This is a genomic window from Chryseolinea sp. T2 (assembly GCF_037203685.1).
Classification (GTDB): Bacteria; Bacteroidota; Bacteroidia; order Cytophagales; family Cyclobacteriaceae; genus Chryseolinea.
In genome coordinates this window covers 218872-235313 of record NZ_JBBCAU010000004.1, presented here as the reverse complement: position 1 = coordinate 235313, position 16442 = coordinate 218872, and the positions used below count along the sequence as shown (strand labels likewise).

The window sequence follows — 16442 nt, the reverse complement described above, 5'->3', positions numbered from 1 at the left end:
GAAGGTACCGCATTTATTACGACCCCTCTTTGCCGTACGCTTCCACGATGTCGCGAACGAGCCGGTGTCTGACAACATCTTTTTCGTTGAGCTCAACAAAGCCAATACCCTTCACATCTTTCAATATTCGCGCAGCCTCACGCAAGCCGGAACTCTGGCGAGACGGAAGGTCAATCTGAGTAAGGTCGCCGGTAACGATCATCTTGGATTCCGGGCCCATTCTTGTCAGGAACATTTTCATTTGCATGGGCGTCGTGTTTTGTGCTTCATCGAGAAGGATGAACGCATTGTTTAACGTACGTCCGCGCATGTATGCCAGCGGTGCAATTTCGATTATTTCGCGCTCCATGTAATAGCCCAGCTTTTCATAGGGAATCATATCATTAAGCGAATCGTAGATCGGCCGCAGATAAGGATCAATTTTTTCCTTGAGGTCGCCAGGAAGAAATCCGAGGTTCTCCCCTGCTTCAACAGCAGGTCGGGTTATGATAATTTTTCGCACTTGTTTGTTCTTCAGTGCTCTTACGGCCAATGCCACGGATATATACGTCTTACCTGTACCCGCGGGGCCGAGTGCAAAGACCAGATCGTTGTCGCGAACCTGTTGTACAAGCTTCTGCTGATTTACGGATTTTGCCTTTACAGGTGTTCCTTTCGTGCCGTAAACAATCACATCGTCAGCATTCAGTTGCTGTCCCTCAGGAAGCTGAAGTTCATGTTCCTGGTCGATTATGGCCTGCACATTTTCCTCGGTGACGCGACCATACTTGTGATAGTGATCCTTAAGAGAATTCAAAATATCGTCGACCTGAAGGATTTCTTCGGTTGAACCCTTCAAAAGGATCTGATTACCTCGCGAAACAATTCGGGTCTTTGGAAATGCGGCTGAGAGCGTATCAATTGTCTTGTTTTCAACGCCCAGAAAGTCAATTAAGGATATGTTGTCCAGTGTAACTACTTTTTCGATCAAAGCGATACTAATTTGTGTGAATAAAATCCCTCTAAAAATTTCTTTAATTTGCCATTGGTAAAATTAGCGAATATCCCCGGCAGCATCAACCATGGCCATTGTTACTCTTCTAACAGACTCCGGCGAAAGTGACCATTATGTAGCTGCTGTGAAAGCCCGAATTATCCGGATCAATCCAGCTATTCGTATCGAGGACATCAGCCATAACATCCGTGCACTTGACATAGCCCATGGGGCGTATGTTCTCCGCAGTGTATTTCGCGAATTTCCAACCGGCACTGTTCATCTGGTCGGAGTAAATGCTACAGGCGGCCGTGATGACCAATTCATCGCGCTGCAACTCGAGGACCACTTCTTTGTCGGCTGTGATAATGGCATTTTCAGTCTGATCAGTGATCAACAGGTACAGCAGGTTGTCAAGCTTAGTCTGTCAGCAAATACTTCCAGTACGTTCCCCGAACGCGACGTCTTTGCAGCAGCGGCCGCCAGAATTGCTGGTGGAATGCCGCTTATCGAACTGGGAACGCCCGTCGACAACATCAAAAAGCTGATAGATCGCCAGGTAAAGGCCACTCGTAAACAGATCGTTGGTACAGTGATCCGAGTCGACGGAATGGGGAATCTTATCACCAACATTCAGCGCGACACTTTCGAGCTACTGAGCAAAGGTAAGAACTACACAGTGCAATTTGGTGGCGAAAAATTCAGACGCATTCACACCAGCTATCAACAGGCAGAGCAGGGAGAATGTTTTCTGGTCTTCAATAGTCTCAACCTCCTTGAGATTGGAATATTCAAAGGTAACGCCTGTGAATTGCTGGGCCTGGCCTATGACAGCGCAGTGAACATCACATTTGACGAATAGCAGGAACAATCATGGCGATATGCTGGTAAGGATTGTACATATGCACTTTACGAAAGATCAGGTCGAAAAGTTCCTTGAGATTTTCAGAGAGAGTGAAAGCTCGATCCGCAGCATGCAGGGTTGCGTGAGGCTCGAACTTTTACATGACATTGACGATGACTGCCACTTTTCAACCATCAGTCATTGGGAAAAGCTTGAAGATCTTGAAAACTATCGGACTTCCTCTCTCTTTCGAACCGTCTGGGGTCGGGTCAAACCTATGTTCGATCAAAAGCCACGAGCCCATTCTATGACGCCGCTTTAGTACATGAACCCGCATGGTTTGGTCCGTTTTCTCCCTCAACAGACTTGCCGAAAATTAGCATAAGCGGTTGCTCTCCATCAAACTTTAACACATATTTGCACCCCGCTATTCAACTGGCGGGTTCATACCAGCTGCAATTAGTTGCAGAAAAGCCTGAGTGGCGGAACTGGTAGACGCGCACGACTCAAAATCGTGTTCCTTCGGGAGTGCCGGTTCGATTCCGGCCTTAGGTACTTACTGAGTGTCAATCACTTAGAGTTACCCCTTCTTTTCACAAGGAAGGGGTATTTTTTTGTCCTATTCCAACGATACGATCGTGTAAGTCCGTCCGTTTATGGCGAACGAATCATTGGTTGTCAAACCCGACATTTTCTGGGCTATTGGCGACTGCTGGGAAACTGCATAGAACTTTCTTCCGCCAACTTCAAACTCGCCGGCATTAACAGTGATTAAGAAGTTTCCGTTACTTGTTTCCACCAGGCTGCCAGGGCCGATACGATCACGCAATACCGAAGTATTTATCTTCTCCAACTCAAGAGACTGCTTCTGAAGCTCGGATAGTTGAGAGGCATACTTCTCGATCTCCAGTTGGGCCATAGCCCGCGCCGTTTCGTACTTATCGCCAGCGGTGCTCTTTGTTTCTTCGTTGGCAGATTGCTGAGCCTCCTGAATCAACACGCGCATACGCTCGATCTTTTGCCTGATCGATTCCTTACACAAGCTGACCAACAAATTTTTCTGATTCGTCATTGTATTACGTGGCCATAAAGATAAAACGATGGAATGAGGCAGTGAAATCATCAGCGCGATTTCGCATTCAGCCAGTGTTCTGTTAAATTTTCGATCGTATTGAAATATGAAAACACTCCGATATCATGCTGTGATTTTGGTTACAGCACTAACCCTATGCGCTGCGATGCCACAACGCACCTCAGGTCAATCAAAAAAATTAATCGTCATCGCGCATCGTGGTGATCACACGACGGCACCTGAAAACACACTGAAGGCATTTAGTGATGCTATCGCTACTGGCGTTGACTATGTAGAGGTCGACGTACGTGCCAGCAGTGATGGTGAACTTGTTGTTATGCACGACGCGACCATCGACAGGATGACAACATCACATGGAAAACTAAGCGATCTCAAATGGTCCGACATAAAACAACTGATGGTCAGCGACAAGAAGCATCCGGAATTTGGGAATCACAAAGTGCCTTTATTTGCTGAAGTGTTAAAGATCTGTAAGGGCAAGATCGGTATCTACCTGGATTTTAAAGACGGAGACATTGAAAAGGCCTGGCGATTGATTCAGGAGTTTGACATGGAGAACCGGGTCGTTGTCTACCTGAATAAAGAGGAGCAGCTTCAGGGCTGGCGGTCACATGCTCCAGCAGTACCGTTGATGGCCAGTTTGCCCGACACCGTTAAGAATATCAATTCATATTTAAACTTTCAAAAGTTGGTAAATGTCCAGATCGTTGACGGCGACCATAGTGATTACACTGCCGATCTCGTTCGCGGTATTAATAAGAATGGGCAATCCATATGGGTCGATGTTCAAGAACCAGATGAAAATGAGGCTTTATGGACAAAGGTCCTTTCACTGGGAGTGCAGGGCATGCAAACGGACCATCCAAGAGAACTCGTACGCTGGCGTTCCAGCCTGAAGTAGATTCAGGCTCTTCTGAAAATAGCTTCGGGCTAAGCGAGCAATAAAAAAATTTACCACAAGCACTTGTGCAACCGTTCAGTTGCGTATATATTTGCAACCAGTTAGTTGCTTATTCGGGCTATCACACTATTTCCAGGTATGAGAAGGGACATTTTTCAGGCGATCGCCGATCCGACCAGGCGTGCTATCATTATGCTGTTGGCAGTCCAGGCAATGACACCAAACGCCATTGCCGAACATTTCAACAGCAGCAGACAAGCGATTTCGAAACACATTCAGGTATTGTCTGAATGTGCGCTCGTAAGTCAGGAACATCAAGGCAGAGAAATCTACTATCATTTGAATGCAGACAAAATGAGAGAGATTGAAAAATGGATCGAGGAATTCAGGAAACTCCTCGCCAAACGATTCGAACAGTTAGATGACGTATTAGCTCAACTTAAAACCAAAAAGAAATGAATGCTACAATGCTTTTCAACTTTCAGGTAGACAAAACCAACAAGAAGATCAAAGTGGAACGCTCATTCGACGCGCCTATAGAACTTGTTTGGGCAGCCTGGACGGAGGCTGAAATACTTGATCAATGGTGGGCTCCAAAACCGTGGAGGGCAGAGACCAAATCGATGAATTTCAAAGAAGGTGGACGATGGCATTACTGCATGGTTGGCCCAGAGGGAGAACGCCACTGGTGCCTTTTTGACTACAAGAAAATTGTACCGATGAAAAGTTATTCAGGCACAGACGCCTTCTGCGACGAAAATGAATCCATTAATATGTCTCATCCCCGTATGCAGTGGGATAATAGATTCGAATCCAGGGATGAAGAGACAGTTGTGAATGCCGAAATCAGTTTTGAAAAGCTGGAGGATCTTGAAACCATTATTAAAATGGGCTTCAAGGAAGGATTCACCATGGGTCTTGAAAATCTTGATCAGTACATCAGCGCGCAATTTTATCTTCGAAAGCAAAACAAGCCCGATAACAAAGCTCGCATTTGCTACTACATTAACTTCCCGGGAAATGCCGAAGAGGCTATGAACTTTTACAAATCCATTTTCAGAACTGATTTTGTAAATGGAATAAAACGATTCTCTGAACTTCCGGCGGAACCGGGCCAGCCACCTTTATCTGATAAGGTAAAGAAGATGGTATTGCATACAGAGCTACCGTTGTTGCCGGGACACATTCTGATGGCAAGCGATGCACCAAAGGAAATGGGCTTTACTTTAACCCAGGGCAATAACATGTTCATTAATGTTGAACCAGCGTCGCGGAAAGAGGCTGACCGTTTGTTCAGTGCGCTGTCGTCAGGCGGTAAGGTATCAATGCCTTTGCAGGACATGTTCTGGGGAGCATACTTTGGAAGTTTCACCGACAAGTTCGGAATCAACTGGATGATCAGCTATCAAACTAAATAGTTCCTCCAGCGATCAGGTAAGAATTTCTGGCGTTACAATCTGAAACAATAACAATTGCCAATGCGGTGTTCATTGCGAACGCCGCATTGTATCCGCCTTCAAGCCCTAGTCTTCTCTTATTAAGAATATTCTTACTCGACCCTTGGCTTCCGATTCAGCACAAGCACTGCTGCGACTCCGAGCATACCGCCGACTACTGTGTGCCATTCGGGCTGTTCATTGAGGAATATCCATGACCCTATTGCTGCTGAAAACGGTACAAGGAAGATAAAACTACTGGCGCGGCTGGCGCCGATACGTGCCGTTGCAAAAAAGTAGAAAGTTGTGGCGAGGGAAGTAGTTATTGTTGAGCTGAAGAACATGTTCAGCCAAAACTTCGTGTCACTTCGTTGAAAGGTCTCCATCACCGGTGTTATACCCGCGACGAACAACATAATTATGGTGCTGATAAAATACATCAGGAAACTGAATGATATTGGCTCACCGTATCGCGAAGAGCGAGATGTAAACAGGCTAAGTATTGCCCAGCAGAACGAAGCGCATAAAAAGTAGATATTCCCGGCCTGCAACATGCTGGAGGGCTCAGTAAAAATTCTGGTTAAAATTATTCCTGCGACAGCACCAAGCAACAGGCCCATTGCTTCGGTTCGGGTAGGTCTGCGGCGGGCAAGTACTAACATGATGCCATAGGAAACAATCGGGTTCAAAACAGTCACCAGAACTCCTCCTGCACCAGCCTTTCCTGTTACAAGTCCTTTGAAAAAAAGAAAAGTATATAATGAGATCATCGACGCCGCGACGCACAGGTCGAGTATTCCCTTTCGCTGAATATAGAACCTGGCTTTCAGCAATGGCAGGAGCGGCACAAGCGAGATGAAAGTACATCCAAACCGAATAAAGGATATAGTCATCGGGGTACCGTAGCTTGTCATTACCTTGCCCGCCGTCCAGCTAAAGCCCCAACAGGTCATGCTCAAGATCATTCCCCAAAGGAAGATCCTGGTTTGTGTCTTTTCTTGTTCCATAAAATGCGCGACAAGATATCAATTGCCGGACATACAATGAAGGTGAAAGAAGCTGCAAACCTTTGCATGTATAAGTGACTCGGCTGGCGTGATATATTTTTTTAGATTTGTCCCGATGCTACGGCGACATGGCACCATTATTCCGTGCCATAAAGTCAATCTTCACTTAGAGCATCCAGGGTATCATGAAATACGTTCCTTCGCGTAAGATCATTATTAAGGCTGTTGTTCTCACTACTCTGGTCATGCTGAGCTATTTTCTCGGACGCCAGTTAAGCATGCTGATTCATATGCCTAATGAGAACATCAGCGGAATGTGGTGCGCTGTTTCTGCCATTGTGGTATTTGACGATCTTCGGGAAAACGTAAAACAACTTCTCAAAAACCGCTTGCTTGGAACATTCATTGGTTCGGCAATTGGCGTGGTGTGGATGTATTTTATCGAAGACGTAGTTTGGTCGGTGTGCATTTCACTTGTCCTGGTATCAATCATCATAAGTTTGCTCAAGCTTGATGGCGCATTAAAGATTGCCTGTACAAGTGTTCTTATTGTCAGCATATCAACTCACGGTAACACTTTTAATGATATCTGGATTACAGCTACCATGAGGTTCATAGAATCAGTACTAGGCGGATTAATGTCGCTTGGCGCCACAGTAGTGATGGAGCATTCGGCGCTTTTCAAGGAGAGCAAAAGCACCAGCGACGTTTGATTGTTGCATCCAGTCTGCGATCGTGACTTTTATCCCCAATATCGTGTTGCTCTGATTCCCCGCTTGCACTATTACCAATTTCCTTTCAGCCTACTAACGCCAGCACAGTCTTTACTACATTCTGGTCTGAAGTGAATTAGCGGTCCGTTTTGACAGATGGATGGTCTCTTCAGCGTTCCGATGATAGAAGATAACCGGCTTAAACGATTTGGTATGAAATTTTATCTACCGAAATAAATTATCAACCAAAACTTAAAATCATATGTTACGCTGGGCTGCCATTTTTCTTGTGATCGCTATAATAGCTGCAATCTTCGGTTTCGGTGGAATCGCTGAGGGCGCTGCCGACATAGCAAAAGTTCTGTTCTTTATATTCCTGATCGGCCTCGTGCTCGTGCTCGTACTGGGCGGAACATTATTCAAAAAATGACACAGCCATGAATGCGGGGAGAATCGTGGTGATGGGCGTTGCATTGATCGCCGTTATAGCCTGCAAGGCACAGAGTAATCTGATTGTTAAAATTCAGAACCTTAAGAACAGCAATGGTGACATTCTGATCGGGCTGTATGATACTCCGACCAATTTTCCCAGGAAGGTGTCTACCGGAAAAGTAGTAAAGGTGACTGACAAAGAAATGGAGGTCACGTTTGAGGATCTAAGACCCGGGGACTATGCTGTAAGCGTGCTTCATGATGAAAATCAAAACAAGGACATGGACCAGGGGACATTGGGAATACCAAAAGAAGGCTTTGGATTCTCTAACAACGCGAAAGCTGTAATGGGTCCACCCTCTTTCAGGAAGGCAAGATTCCACGTGCCGTCGGGCGACAGTTCGATTACCATCGACATGAAATACATGGGAAAGTGAGCAGTCAGTTGTTCGACAGCTGAACAGTTCCATGAGGACATGATCATTCATTACTCACATAAAAACATTAACATGAAAAAGTTATTGATAGTAGCAGCAGCCATTACGTTGACTGTTACAATTGCGTGCGCGCAGGATACAACGTCGGTCCCGGTGAAACAAGGCGACCCGGAGGTTCGTCAGTCTCCTGAACAACTTCAACAGGCGATGCTAAAGGACATGGTTAAGATTACGGCCAATGAACTTCCCGAAAAAGTCAAAACGGCAGTTAATAGTCCGGACTTCCGTGGCGCTAAAACCTATTATAAGCATTCGAAGAAGGACGAATATGCAGTCGAAGTTAAGGAAGGGGAAATTTCAAGCTTCCATTTCTTTGATAAAAATGGTCAGCCCCGAAACAAGCAGCCCTGATCTAACCAGATAGCCGTGGAGTTAAACGGCGTGTAGCCCATCAATGTGGAATGTGGAAATCGGGAGTAGAAATTACGCCTCACAATTCCCCTAAAAAGGGCCTTTCCGATGCGCGATTTCGGTCTCATCGGACTGGCACGCGGTTGGACATCCTGGCAAATGAAACCTGTACTTTTATGATTTTCCAAATAGCCGAAGATTGCCCTGCAACAGAATCACCTGCCGAAAAGTCACCCGCACATCATGTGTTCAGCGAGACCTTGCGCGAACTCTACTGGTCAAAGAACCATCTGATGCGCACCCTACTGAAGCTTGAGAATACAGCACTCAACGGTCAGCTTAAACGCACGATCCGCGACTATTTCGAAGTCAACAGATCACATGCCTACAGCATCGAACACCTATTCGAACTCCTGGATGAAAATCCCGAAGGAAGGCACTGCAATCAGACCGATACGAGTTGTGGAAACGCCCTGGCCTTGTTGAGTAGCAGAACTGAAGGAAAGGATAAAATGATAAGATCAAGTCTTATTGAGTTCTACGCCCAGGAGCTCACATCGCTGGACTATCTCTTCACTCTGGCACTTTCAATGAGCCGTTTGGATCTGGCGCGCATCATTAGTGAGATACAGCGTAAGACCCGAACATCATTCGAGTTCTCATTTCCGACGGCCACAGCCACCACAGTTGTCGCCGCATAGTTTGTTCCCAGCGCTACCGCTGACAGCGCACCGGCAAACTCTATATTCACTTTAATCAGGATCTATTAATCTCGTTTTTGACGATCCGTACCTGGAGAGCTTCCTCTCGGCTTCTCCTTGTTCTCCTTCTGATCATCTTTTCGGTAAGTTTCATGACGTCCGCTTCCCGGAGGCCTTGATGGGTCAATAACCTGCGGTGGAGCTGGTGTTACAATGTTTGTGTTGTCTCGCTGATCAACATCTTTTTTCTGTTCGTCTTTTTTTGGCTTCATAAAAGTTACATTAATGAGCGAAAGATTGACTCCGACTTATCCGTGGGTGAAACTTTGCCCTGGTAGAAAGCTTTAGATAACACATATTACACCGTCACTTTCGTGCCAGACAGGTAATTTGAACTTCATGGCAATCCGTCTGGAGCGTACGAGCTGCGCAGTCAATCGTGCGTACAAAATACTTTGATGCCCGCATTTGTTTTTACTAAACGCCAGGTCGGTGCCTATAACCAGATGTGTAGGTTTGCCACAAATGCAGTAAATACTTCCCATGCAATTCGCATCGCTCAAGTTTTGAATCGGCCAACGAACTACTTAAAAGACTGATATTTTTTGGCGTCAATCTGGCTGTAAATCTTGCAGGTTAGTTAAACAGAATTGCCATGAAAAAACGTCCTGAAACCAGAGATTCTCTACCTGAGAATCCAAATGATCACAAGACACGAACGCCACGCACAAAAAACGCCAGGTCTGCCGAGGCATTTACTTCATACGACACTTCAAACTCCGAGACATCAACCCCTCAGCGCGTTCGCGAATCAAAAGAATCGAGCCGCGAACTCGAACGACAGAAAAAAGGAAGCTAACTTTAGCTATGGCTTCACAAACCGCGGGTCTATTCATGTGCCGTAAAACAACGACCGGGCTGGAGTATTTTCTGGTTCATCCTGGTGGCCCATACTGGGCAAAAAAGGAAACAGGTGCATGGAGTATTCCGAAAGGAATGATCGAGATCAACGAGGCCGCTATTGACGCGGCTGTCCGTGAGTTCCACGAGGAGACTGGACTGCATTCACAAGGTCCATACGAACCCTTGGGATGGTTAAAAACGCGAGGAGGAAAGATTCTTCACGCGTGGGCCTTTTTCGGCAACTGGAACGAGGCTCAAGGCATTGTTTCAAACAATATCCAGTTGGAGTTCCCCTATAAATCAGGCAAGTACATAACTATTCCCGAAGTTGACCGCGCATCCTGGTGGTCATTCGATGACGCTCTTGTACGTATTAATCCATCACAAGCTCCATTGCTGGTAAAGACTAGGGAGCTGATGTGGGAGCGAGCGAATGCAAATGGGTAATAGATTTAAATACTGTTCCCGACCGCGTAAGGCCGGTTACTTCGATGCGGAATTTTCCCGTGTTATCGGGAAGAAATACTTCCCATGTTCCCCGTCCTTCTGAATTAAGTTTGAGTTCCGGATTAAAGTAAACTGACGATCTCAATATCGGAGTACGTGTTGAGGTATGAGGCACATTATCAAATGTCGCTAACGGCGTTAACCCAGTGGCCAGGAAAGAATTTCTCACATGCGGAACGCGTTGTGCGTTGTTCGGAATTTTCGTTGTCACCAGAACAATTCCATTGCGTCCCAGCATGCCCATTGAACTGAGTTTCCGATGAGAAGAAATGACTTTTATCGTGGCAACATCAACGGGTTTCAATCCCATGAAGTAATCTGTATCATCGGTCAAAATGCCATCAATAAAATACAGTGGATCATCGGTCGCCAGGCCGTCGGGCTCTGACAAAGCCACAGTCACTGAATGATGCCTGCCTCTCCAGCGATGCTGTAACTTCGGAACAATTTCGCGCAATGTCTCCTCCATATCCGGGAATAACACATAGTCATCTAATCTGACTGTGACGTCGGCAGCAAAGAGTTCATCTTCAACGCTGGCGTTGGCGTCTGCAACGGTGACGCCAACCGCACCAGATAGGTGGTCGGAATAGGCATCTGACACTGACTTTCTAAATGCTGCAAATGCAAAATAAGGATCGCTTCGCCCTCTAGTTTTCATGGATGGGCTCAACTTAATAGGCGGAATAATATCCTTATCAAGCGACAAGGAAGCTCCGGGGATCACCTTTCCTTTCCTGTCAATTGTATAGATTACTTCTTCGGTGTTGAAAAAGTCAAAGTACAATTCGACATCAAATGCACCATTACGATCTACAAATTCCTCGTAAACCCGAGCATCATTACGCAGAAAGAATGTGACTCTCACGGAATCAAAGCTGGAACTTCCGCTTTGGAGTATTCTTCCTTTGAACCGGAGATACTTTTCCGGAGCATGGTAACGAGGAGTACCGTTCCATACATCGCGCCATGAAAATCGATTCCATTTTTGCGTGATCAGAAAGGCATTCCATTGACGGAGTGTCCAGGAAGGATCGACCCGAAAATCAAGTGCACCAAGAGGTAGCCGCGCGATTGACTCAACTGCGTTGTGGAAGCTTTGCCATGGAGCAAACATGTCCTCTGCGTATATACTTACCGTGAGCATCATTCCAGGTTCACCATCTTCTATTGAGATGGGAATGCTGCTACGAGGTTGTACAGGCAAATGTTCTGCAACCACTTTCACTGGAGCAGACGCCTGGTTCGCCAGAAATATCCGCTCTGCGAGAGGATTATTGTTCTCATCAAAAACGGTAGCAACCATGACACCTTCAGGCAGAACACGCCTCGGAACGGTTATCGTTGCCGATCTATCCTGCAGTCCGATTAAGGCTGAATAGACGAGTTTACCCCGCGAAACAATTGCCAGATTACATCCATTGCGCGGTCGCGTAGACGCCACATTAAACAATAGTGCAGCGGCGCTGTCATAAAACGATAAGCTCATGGTAACACCTGGCTGAGCCGCCGGCAGCCTCGACGTTTCATTTCCGTCGTTCAATGAATAATGCAATTCAGCGACAGGCCTAACCATAACGTGGCCGTAACCCAGATCATCGAGTGTTATCCGTTTCAGCACCTGTTCATTTGCCGTCAGCGACACCGTTGCATCTGGCTTGCCGGTGACCAATATTTGATTGTCGACATCTTCTATCAAGTTCCCACCCTCTATATGAAACTTCAATGGCATGTTACCAGTAGCAAACACGTTTTCACCGCTTACAATGAATTCTTTGTAGCCGCAAATTCCCCGTTCGCCACTTCCCAACCACCCCGTCGAGAATATGGCGGTATAAATACCCGGCTCAATGGATGCAGGCACATTGATCTGCCCCTGCCCCCTTCCGTTCTTCACCATCACACAAATTTGCTGAATTACACTACCTTCTCTGGTGGACAAATCAACGCGAACGATCTGCTGGTCTGCAACTGGTAGTCCCTCGCGTTCCGTGGTCAGCCACAAACTAAGCCATGCAGTGTCACCCGGAACGTATGATGGCTGATTGAACTGCACATCAAGATTCAATGGAACATGCTGGTTATAGTACCGGTCGAGCTTTGAGCGGAGATCACTTACGAACGACGTGGACTGACCAGAAGCACTAACGCATGTCAATACAGCGAACAAACCGATCCATGCTGAAAGTTGCCATGCGAGGCACTTTATTCTACATAACACTATGCGCTGATTACCGACATACCCATCTCCTTCGACAACAGAGATGTCGTTATTGTAATCTATGAGGATGACGGATACCTTCATATCAACCGGGTTTCATGTTCACCAAAAGGGCGGCTTGACATTCGTTGAGTTTTCCTTGTAGTTACGACAGTCCTGAATTATTACATCGGGCACATACGGTGGAATGGGAATGTCGTCTCTGTCAATCTCAACAATAGCACTCGTGACAGCAGAGACAGAAAAGATTCCGAACACCGCGACGTCACCCGAAATCCTTTTTAAATTGCCTTTGACTTTCACAACGTTTGGCTGAAAGATGTTGGCTCCGCCCTGCTGTTGTGCCTGCACCAGCTTCCAAAAAGCATACACATCATCCTGCACTGAAAGCTGTTCGACTTCCAAATGATATTTATACAGGAATCGCCATTGATCGACCGGAATTTTTCCAACAAGTATTCGGTTGAATACGTTGCTTGTTGTTTGATTATTTGAAACGCTGGCATGTTCGCTGAACTCTGTTGGCCAGCACTCACAACATTCGCAAGGAAATATTGACTTAAGCTTATTTTCATTATCTACAATGTATCCGCTGCATGGATATGGGTCGGGGAGAATGGTTCCGTCGGGACTATGTTTTATGCGATATTGCGGAAAGGTATGTACCTGGTAAGTGGCATGCCAGCGCCAGCGTAACAGGCTTACATCATCTGCTGCTCCTTTTCCATTTAGATAAACATTGACCGCATCCTGCGGAAGCTCGGGATGTCCCTGATTCAATACAGCGGATTCATATTCATAGTACAATGATGTGATCTCTCCTGCGGGTTTCATTTGAATAAAATCCGATTCGAAATGTTCCCCCCTCTCAGTTAGTACAGTAAGTTTGTAACTCTGACCGATGGTTCCCGCAAAGCTCTCGTCACTTTGGTAGACGCCCCTGGAAACTTCGTCGAACTCCTCAATGCGACCGTTCTCGTCTGTGATGCTGATAGTGGCGCCAGCAATCAATTCAGGATTGTCAAGATCCGCATTCAAGCCAGATGAATAAAACAGCCGTACCGACTGCGGTCCAGGTTGATCCGTAAGCAATGCGTCAACGACTATTCCTGGTTGTTGTTCAACTACAGGGGCGTTGAAGGGCTCAACGCACCCGTCAAATAACAATATTGCCAGTAGCCATATAGTGATAACATGCCGCCTCATATCTTGAAACTATAGCTTAAAGAAGGTATTATCGTTCCGACCACTGAAAGCTTGTAAGGTTGAAGAACACCCTTTCCATTGTCCTGATAGAACACTGCGTAGGCGTTCTTCCGTGCATAAACGTTGTACAGAGATAACGTCCATGTTCCGTCCCAGAACTTCCGACGTTTGTGATTTCCTTCCAATACCAATGCAAGATCGAGGCGATGGTAATCTGGTAAACGATGAGAATTGCGTTCCGTAAACTCCATTACGGGCACATGATCTACAGTGTATGCGGCAATCGGTACCGACATAGGTCTGCCTGTGTGATAGACAAATACACCTGTGAAGAACCATCGTCTGGAAATACTGTAACGCCAGTTAAGCTGGACCACGTGTGGTTGGTCGTAGTTCGAGGAATAAGGGTCTCCTCCGTTTATCATTTCGTCCTGGAAGCTGCTTAACGTTTGTCTGAACGAACGTGACCATGTATAGCTGACTGCGCCTGTTAGCCTTCCCGTAATCCTTGATACTGAAAATTCAACACCGTAAGAGTATGCTGTTGCAGGAATCAACGCTGTTTCCGGATGCGTATTAAGAATGAGACTGGCTCCGTCCTTGTAGTCCAGTACGCGATCGACTTGTTTGTAAAAACCTTCGACGAATGCTTCGTACCTGCCGTTACGCGAGCTCATGAAGTAACCGAGCGAGAACTGATCACCCTTCTGAGGCTTGAAGTAGCTGTTGCTTGATTGCCATACATCAACGGGTGCTACGGCCGCTGTGTTAGTCACCAAATGGATGTATTGGAATATGCGATTGTATCCAAACTTGATCGATGCGTTGTCGCTCAGTATGTATCGGAGAGACAGTCGCGGCTCAAGTCCCTTATAAGTGCTCATGATTTCATTATCTTCATAAACAACTGAGTCGCTCACATTCTGAATGGCTATCGGTTTGCCCTCATCATACACATATCTTGTTCCTGGTCCGAAAGTATTATACATCGTAAGCCTTATGCCGACGTCTACAAACAACTTTTCACTGAAGTTAAAACCATCACTTACGTACAACGCCGATTCGAGTCCATGCTCCTCAGGGATTTGAATGGTAGCTGCATTTGATTCGGATGTAGTTGGTTTCAAATAGCCGGGCTCGAACATGCAGTAGGTATTATGTAGCCCAACAGAGACACGACGTCGCCCTTCAAAATGGAGATCCAACTTTAATGAGGGATACGTTATGCCGTAGCCGAGTGCGAAGGCAGTAGTCAGATAGTTGTCCGTAAGTTTATATTGATATTTCCCCACATCGACCACTGCAGAAAAATCCACCTTATCGTTAAACTTAAATGTATAGCGAAGGCTGCCAGCAAAATTGGAAGCGTGATAAACAGAATCATTTATCAGACTGAAACGGTCGGCGCTGGTATATCCGGAAAATGTGAGTTTCGAGCGATCACTAAAACGATGACTCACTTTTAACGAGGCATCAAAAAAGTTTACAGAGCTTTCTGAGAGGTCACTGTATGCTGATCTTATTGAATTCAACATCCAGTCTGAATACGAAATCCGGCCAGATGCCATCACAGAGGTTTGCTCCTCATTAAACGTACCTCCGCCTGCAAGATAGGCGGATATCATCCCTATGCCTCCGGACCCATGCCAGTCATCCGTTGCTTCTTTTCCTGAGATGTCAAGTACAGACGAAACGCGCCCGCCGTATTCAGCAGGAATGCCTCCCCGAAAAAATGACACATTACCTACGGCATCTGCATTGAACGCTGGAAAGAAACCGAAAGCATGCGATGTATTGAGGATAGGAACTCCGTCGTACAGTACCAGGTTTTGATCGACGCTTCCTCCTCTCACATTAAAGCCCGAAGCAACTTCACCAACAGTCGTTACGCCGGGTTGATTCTGCACCTGTCTGATGATATCAGCTTCACCCAGCATCGACGGCATACGCTTGAGTGCTGACACCGAAAGACTGGTCTGCCCTACGCGACGGTTTACTGCCTGCTGATCGGAGACTACAACCTCATCAAGCAGTACAGGAAGCGCTTCCAAAGTAGCATTCAGCTGACCGGGCGCATAGGCACCCAGTGATACGAAACTATCGTCATATGTTCCCAGTGAAAACGAAAGAATGTGTTCGCCAGGCTGTACGGATATAACATACCTACCCAATGAATCTGTAAGCGTGCGACTTTCACCGTCCAGACGCACAACTACGTCCTGCAGCGTTCGTCCTGAACGTTCTTCGATAACCACACCTTCAACCCGAAGCATAACACCAGGTTTGAATTTTCTTTGGTCTCCAAGAGTTACCGAATGAATTTCCTTCCTTCGAAGAGAAGCATTTCGAACGATGTTTGCCCGGGCCATATCTACCTTTGGGTCTTTGATGAAGATTAACGCATAATCGTAATGAAGTGCATAAGTGATATCCGTGCTTCCCAAAAGATAGTCGAGGACGTACGCAAGTGAACGACCGTTCAATGCGGTATCTACAGCGAAAGCTTCGAGCCACTGCACCTTGAAGAAAGCCTTTATGGAAGTGCGGGACTCTATATCGGTGAGAACGGCGGCGAGAGACTGTTCTTTGTCAACGCGAATAGCAATACTATCCAGCCTGTTCTGAGCCTTCATTGAAAAATGACATGCGCAAATCAG

General features: G+C 46.3%; 19 protein-coding genes and 1 tRNA gene. 13 read left to right on the top strand and 7 right to left on the bottom strand.

The features are described from left to right. Positions 1–16 precede the first annotated feature (16 nt). Positions 17–970, bottom strand: a complete 954-nt coding sequence (locus WBG78_RS15420; protein WP_337327343.1) for a PhoH family protein — start codon at positions 968–970, stop codon at positions 17–19. 91 nt (positions 971–1061) lie between these two features. Between WBG78_RS15420 and WBG78_RS15415 the strand changes: the two genes are divergently transcribed. From WBG78_RS15415 to WBG78_RS15405, 3 genes are all read left to right on the top strand, one after another. Then, on the top strand, positions 1062–1835 hold the full coding sequence (locus WBG78_RS15415) for an SAM hydrolase/SAM-dependent halogenase family protein (protein WP_337327342.1): 774 nt from the start codon (positions 1062–1064) through the stop codon (positions 1833–1835). 19 nt (positions 1836–1854) lie between these two features. Further along, positions 1855–2139 (top strand): putative quinol monooxygenase, encoded by a 285-nt coding sequence (locus WBG78_RS15410; RefSeq protein ID WP_337327341.1) that lies wholly within the window; start codon positions 1855–1857, stop codon positions 2137–2139. A gap of 151 nt (positions 2140–2290) precedes the next feature. After that, a tRNA-Leu gene (locus WBG78_RS15405) sits at positions 2291–2372 on the top strand. Between the two features lie 64 nt (positions 2373–2436). Here WBG78_RS15405 and WBG78_RS15400 read toward each other — a convergent pair. Next, positions 2437–2889 (bottom strand): hypothetical protein, encoded by a 453-nt coding sequence (locus WBG78_RS15400; RefSeq protein WP_337327340.1) that lies wholly within the window; start codon positions 2887–2889, stop codon positions 2437–2439. A gap of 106 nt (positions 2890–2995) precedes the next feature. Here WBG78_RS15400 and WBG78_RS15395 point away from each other — a divergent pair, with 106 nt between their 5' ends. The 3 genes from WBG78_RS15395 (at position 2996) to WBG78_RS15385 (ending at position 5229) form a co-directional block, all read left to right on the top strand. Then, on the top strand, positions 2996–3811 hold the full coding sequence (locus WBG78_RS15395) for a glycerophosphodiester phosphodiesterase family protein (protein WP_337327339.1): 816 nt from the start codon (positions 2996–2998) through the stop codon (positions 3809–3811). Positions 3812–3949: 138 nt separating this feature from the next. Beyond that, on the top strand, positions 3950–4270 hold the full coding sequence (locus WBG78_RS15390) for an ArsR/SmtB family transcription factor (RefSeq protein ID WP_337327338.1): 321 nt from the start codon (positions 3950–3952) through the stop codon (positions 4268–4270). Beyond that, complete coding sequence (locus WBG78_RS15385) at positions 4267–5229, top strand: SRPBCC domain-containing protein (RefSeq protein WP_337327337.1); 963 nt, start codon at positions 4267–4269, stop codon at positions 5227–5229. The genes WBG78_RS15390 and WBG78_RS15385 overlap by 4 nt, the downstream gene beginning before the upstream one ends. A 131-nt stretch (positions 5230–5360) precedes the next feature. Here the strand turns inward: WBG78_RS15385 and WBG78_RS15380 are convergent, their stop codons facing one another. Then, positions 5361–6254 carry a DMT family transporter gene (locus tag WBG78_RS15380; protein WP_337327336.1) on the bottom strand — a complete coding sequence of 298 codons (894 nt, stop codon included), beginning with the start codon at positions 6252–6254 and terminating at the stop codon, positions 5361–5363. A 185-nt stretch (positions 6255–6439) separates the two neighbouring features. Here WBG78_RS15380 and WBG78_RS15375 point away from each other — a divergent pair, with 185 nt between their 5' ends. The 5 genes from WBG78_RS15375 to WBG78_RS15355 all read left to right on the top strand — a co-directional run bounded on the left by WBG78_RS15375 (position 6440) and on the right by WBG78_RS15355 (position 8948). Beyond that, on the top strand, positions 6440–6967 hold the full coding sequence (locus WBG78_RS15375) for an FUSC family protein (RefSeq protein WP_337327335.1): 528 nt from the start codon (positions 6440–6442) through the stop codon (positions 6965–6967). A gap of 262 nt (positions 6968–7229) precedes the next feature. Further along, complete coding sequence (locus WBG78_RS15370; RefSeq protein ID WP_337327334.1) at positions 7230–7397, top strand: DUF1328 domain-containing protein; 168 nt, start codon at positions 7230–7232, stop codon at positions 7395–7397. Between the two features lie 7 nt (positions 7398–7404). Then, the gene (locus WBG78_RS15365; RefSeq protein WP_337327333.1) at positions 7405–7836 is read left to right on the top strand and encodes a DUF2141 domain-containing protein; all 432 of its coding nucleotides are present in this window, start codon (positions 7405–7407) and stop codon (positions 7834–7836) included. A gap of 72 nt (positions 7837–7908) precedes the next feature. Further along, positions 7909–8247 (top strand): hypothetical protein, encoded by a 339-nt coding sequence (locus tag WBG78_RS15360; RefSeq protein WP_337327332.1) that lies wholly within the window; start codon positions 7909–7911, stop codon positions 8245–8247. Positions 8248–8423: 176 nt separating this feature from the next. Next, positions 8424–8948 carry a DUF892 family protein gene (locus WBG78_RS15355; RefSeq protein WP_337327331.1) on the top strand — a complete coding sequence of 175 codons (525 nt, stop codon included), beginning with the start codon at positions 8424–8426 and terminating at the stop codon, positions 8946–8948. A gap of 65 nt (positions 8949–9013) precedes the next feature. Here the strand turns inward: WBG78_RS15355 and WBG78_RS15350 are convergent, their stop codons facing one another. Next, positions 9014–9220 (bottom strand): hypothetical protein, encoded by a 207-nt coding sequence (locus tag WBG78_RS15350; protein WP_337327330.1) that lies wholly within the window; start codon positions 9218–9220, stop codon positions 9014–9016. A 383-nt stretch (positions 9221–9603) separates the two neighbouring features. Here WBG78_RS15350 and WBG78_RS15345 point away from each other — a divergent pair, with 383 nt between their 5' ends. Together WBG78_RS15345 and WBG78_RS15340 are read left to right on the top strand one after the other, a co-directional pair. Further along, positions 9604–9807 carry a hypothetical protein gene (locus tag WBG78_RS15345; protein WP_337327329.1) on the top strand — a complete coding sequence of 68 codons (204 nt, stop codon included), beginning with the start codon at positions 9604–9606 and terminating at the stop codon, positions 9805–9807. 8 nt (positions 9808–9815) lie between these two features. Further along, the gene (locus WBG78_RS15340) at positions 9816–10298 is read left to right on the top strand and encodes an NUDIX domain-containing protein (RefSeq protein WP_337327328.1); all 483 of its coding nucleotides are present in this window, start codon (positions 9816–9818) and stop codon (positions 10296–10298) included. On the opposite strand, the gene WBG78_RS15335 is transcribed toward WBG78_RS15340, so the two are convergent. Genes WBG78_RS15335 through WBG78_RS15325 form a run of 3 tightly spaced genes read right to left on the bottom strand, consistent with a single transcriptional unit; the run spans position 10258 to position 16418 of the window. Continuing rightward, positions 10258–12663: a hypothetical protein gene (locus WBG78_RS15335; RefSeq protein ID WP_337327327.1), complete on the bottom strand. Its 2406-nt coding sequence runs from the start codon at positions 12661–12663 to the stop codon at positions 10258–10260. The two genes, WBG78_RS15340 and WBG78_RS15335, sit on opposite strands and share 41 nt — an antisense overlap. Before the next feature lie 18 nt (positions 12664–12681). Continuing rightward, a complete protein-coding gene (locus tag WBG78_RS15330; protein ID WP_337327326.1) occupies positions 12682–13785 on the bottom strand; it encodes a DUF4249 domain-containing protein in 1104 nt (367 codons plus the stop codon). Then, positions 13782–16418 carry a TonB-dependent receptor plug domain-containing protein gene (locus tag WBG78_RS15325; protein ID WP_337327325.1) on the bottom strand — a complete coding sequence of 879 codons (2637 nt, stop codon included), beginning with the start codon at positions 16416–16418 and terminating at the stop codon, positions 13782–13784. The genes WBG78_RS15330 and WBG78_RS15325 overlap by 4 nt, the downstream gene beginning before the upstream one ends. Positions 16419–16442: the final 24 nt, after the last annotated feature.

What these genes read in the sequence shown, in the direction of transcription:
- WBG78_RS15350 (WP_337327330.1), bottom strand. Translation starts at nt 9,220, where the DNA reads ATGAAGCCAAAAAAAGACGAACAGAAAAAAGATGTTGATCAGCGAGAC.
- WBG78_RS15355 (WP_337327331.1), top strand. Translation starts at nt 8,424, where the DNA reads ATGATTTTCCAAATAGCCGAAGATTGCCCTGCAACAGAATCACCTGCC.
- WBG78_RS15370 (WP_337327334.1), top strand. Translation starts at nt 7,230, where the DNA reads ATGTTACGCTGGGCTGCCATTTTTCTTGTGATCGCTATAATAGCTGCA.
- WBG78_RS15365 (WP_337327333.1), top strand. Translation starts at nt 7,405, where the DNA reads ATGAATGCGGGGAGAATCGTGGTGATGGGCGTTGCATTGATCGCCGTT.
- WBG78_RS15325 (WP_337327325.1), bottom strand. Translation starts at nt 16,418, where the DNA reads ATGAAGGCTCAGAACAGGCTGGATAGTATTGCTATTCGCGTTGACAAA.
- WBG78_RS15390 (WP_337327338.1), top strand. Translation starts at nt 3,950, where the DNA reads ATGAGAAGGGACATTTTTCAGGCGATCGCCGATCCGACCAGGCGTGCT.
- WBG78_RS15415 (WP_337327342.1), top strand. Translation starts at nt 1,062, where the DNA reads ATGGCCATTGTTACTCTTCTAACAGACTCCGGCGAAAGTGACCATTAT.
- WBG78_RS15395 (WP_337327339.1), top strand. Translation starts at nt 2,996, where the DNA reads ATGAAAACACTCCGATATCATGCTGTGATTTTGGTTACAGCACTAACC.
- WBG78_RS15400 (WP_337327340.1), bottom strand. Translation starts at nt 2,889, where the DNA reads ATGACGAATCAGAAAAATTTGTTGGTCAGCTTGTGTAAGGAATCGATC.
- WBG78_RS15380 (WP_337327336.1), bottom strand. Translation starts at nt 6,254, where the DNA reads ATGGAACAAGAAAAGACACAAACCAGGATCTTCCTTTGGGGAATGATC.
- WBG78_RS15330 (WP_337327326.1), bottom strand. Translation starts at nt 13,785, where the DNA reads ATGAGGCGGCATGTTATCACTATATGGCTACTGGCAATATTGTTATTT.
- WBG78_RS15410 (WP_337327341.1), top strand. Translation starts at nt 1,855, where the DNA reads ATGCTGGTAAGGATTGTACATATGCACTTTACGAAAGATCAGGTCGAA.
- WBG78_RS15360 (WP_337327332.1), top strand. Translation starts at nt 7,909, where the DNA reads ATGAAAAAGTTATTGATAGTAGCAGCAGCCATTACGTTGACTGTTACA.
- WBG78_RS15375 (WP_337327335.1), top strand. Translation starts at nt 6,440, where the DNA reads ATGAAATACGTTCCTTCGCGTAAGATCATTATTAAGGCTGTTGTTCTC.
- WBG78_RS15345 (WP_337327329.1), top strand. Translation starts at nt 9,604, where the DNA reads ATGAAAAAACGTCCTGAAACCAGAGATTCTCTACCTGAGAATCCAAAT.
- WBG78_RS15335 (WP_337327327.1), bottom strand. Translation starts at nt 12,663, where the DNA reads ATGAAGGTATCCGTCATCCTCATAGATTACAATAACGACATCTCTGTT.
- WBG78_RS15340 (WP_337327328.1), top strand. Translation starts at nt 9,816, where the DNA reads ATGGCTTCACAAACCGCGGGTCTATTCATGTGCCGTAAAACAACGACC.
- WBG78_RS15385 (WP_337327337.1), top strand. Translation starts at nt 4,267, where the DNA reads ATGAATGCTACAATGCTTTTCAACTTTCAGGTAGACAAAACCAACAAG.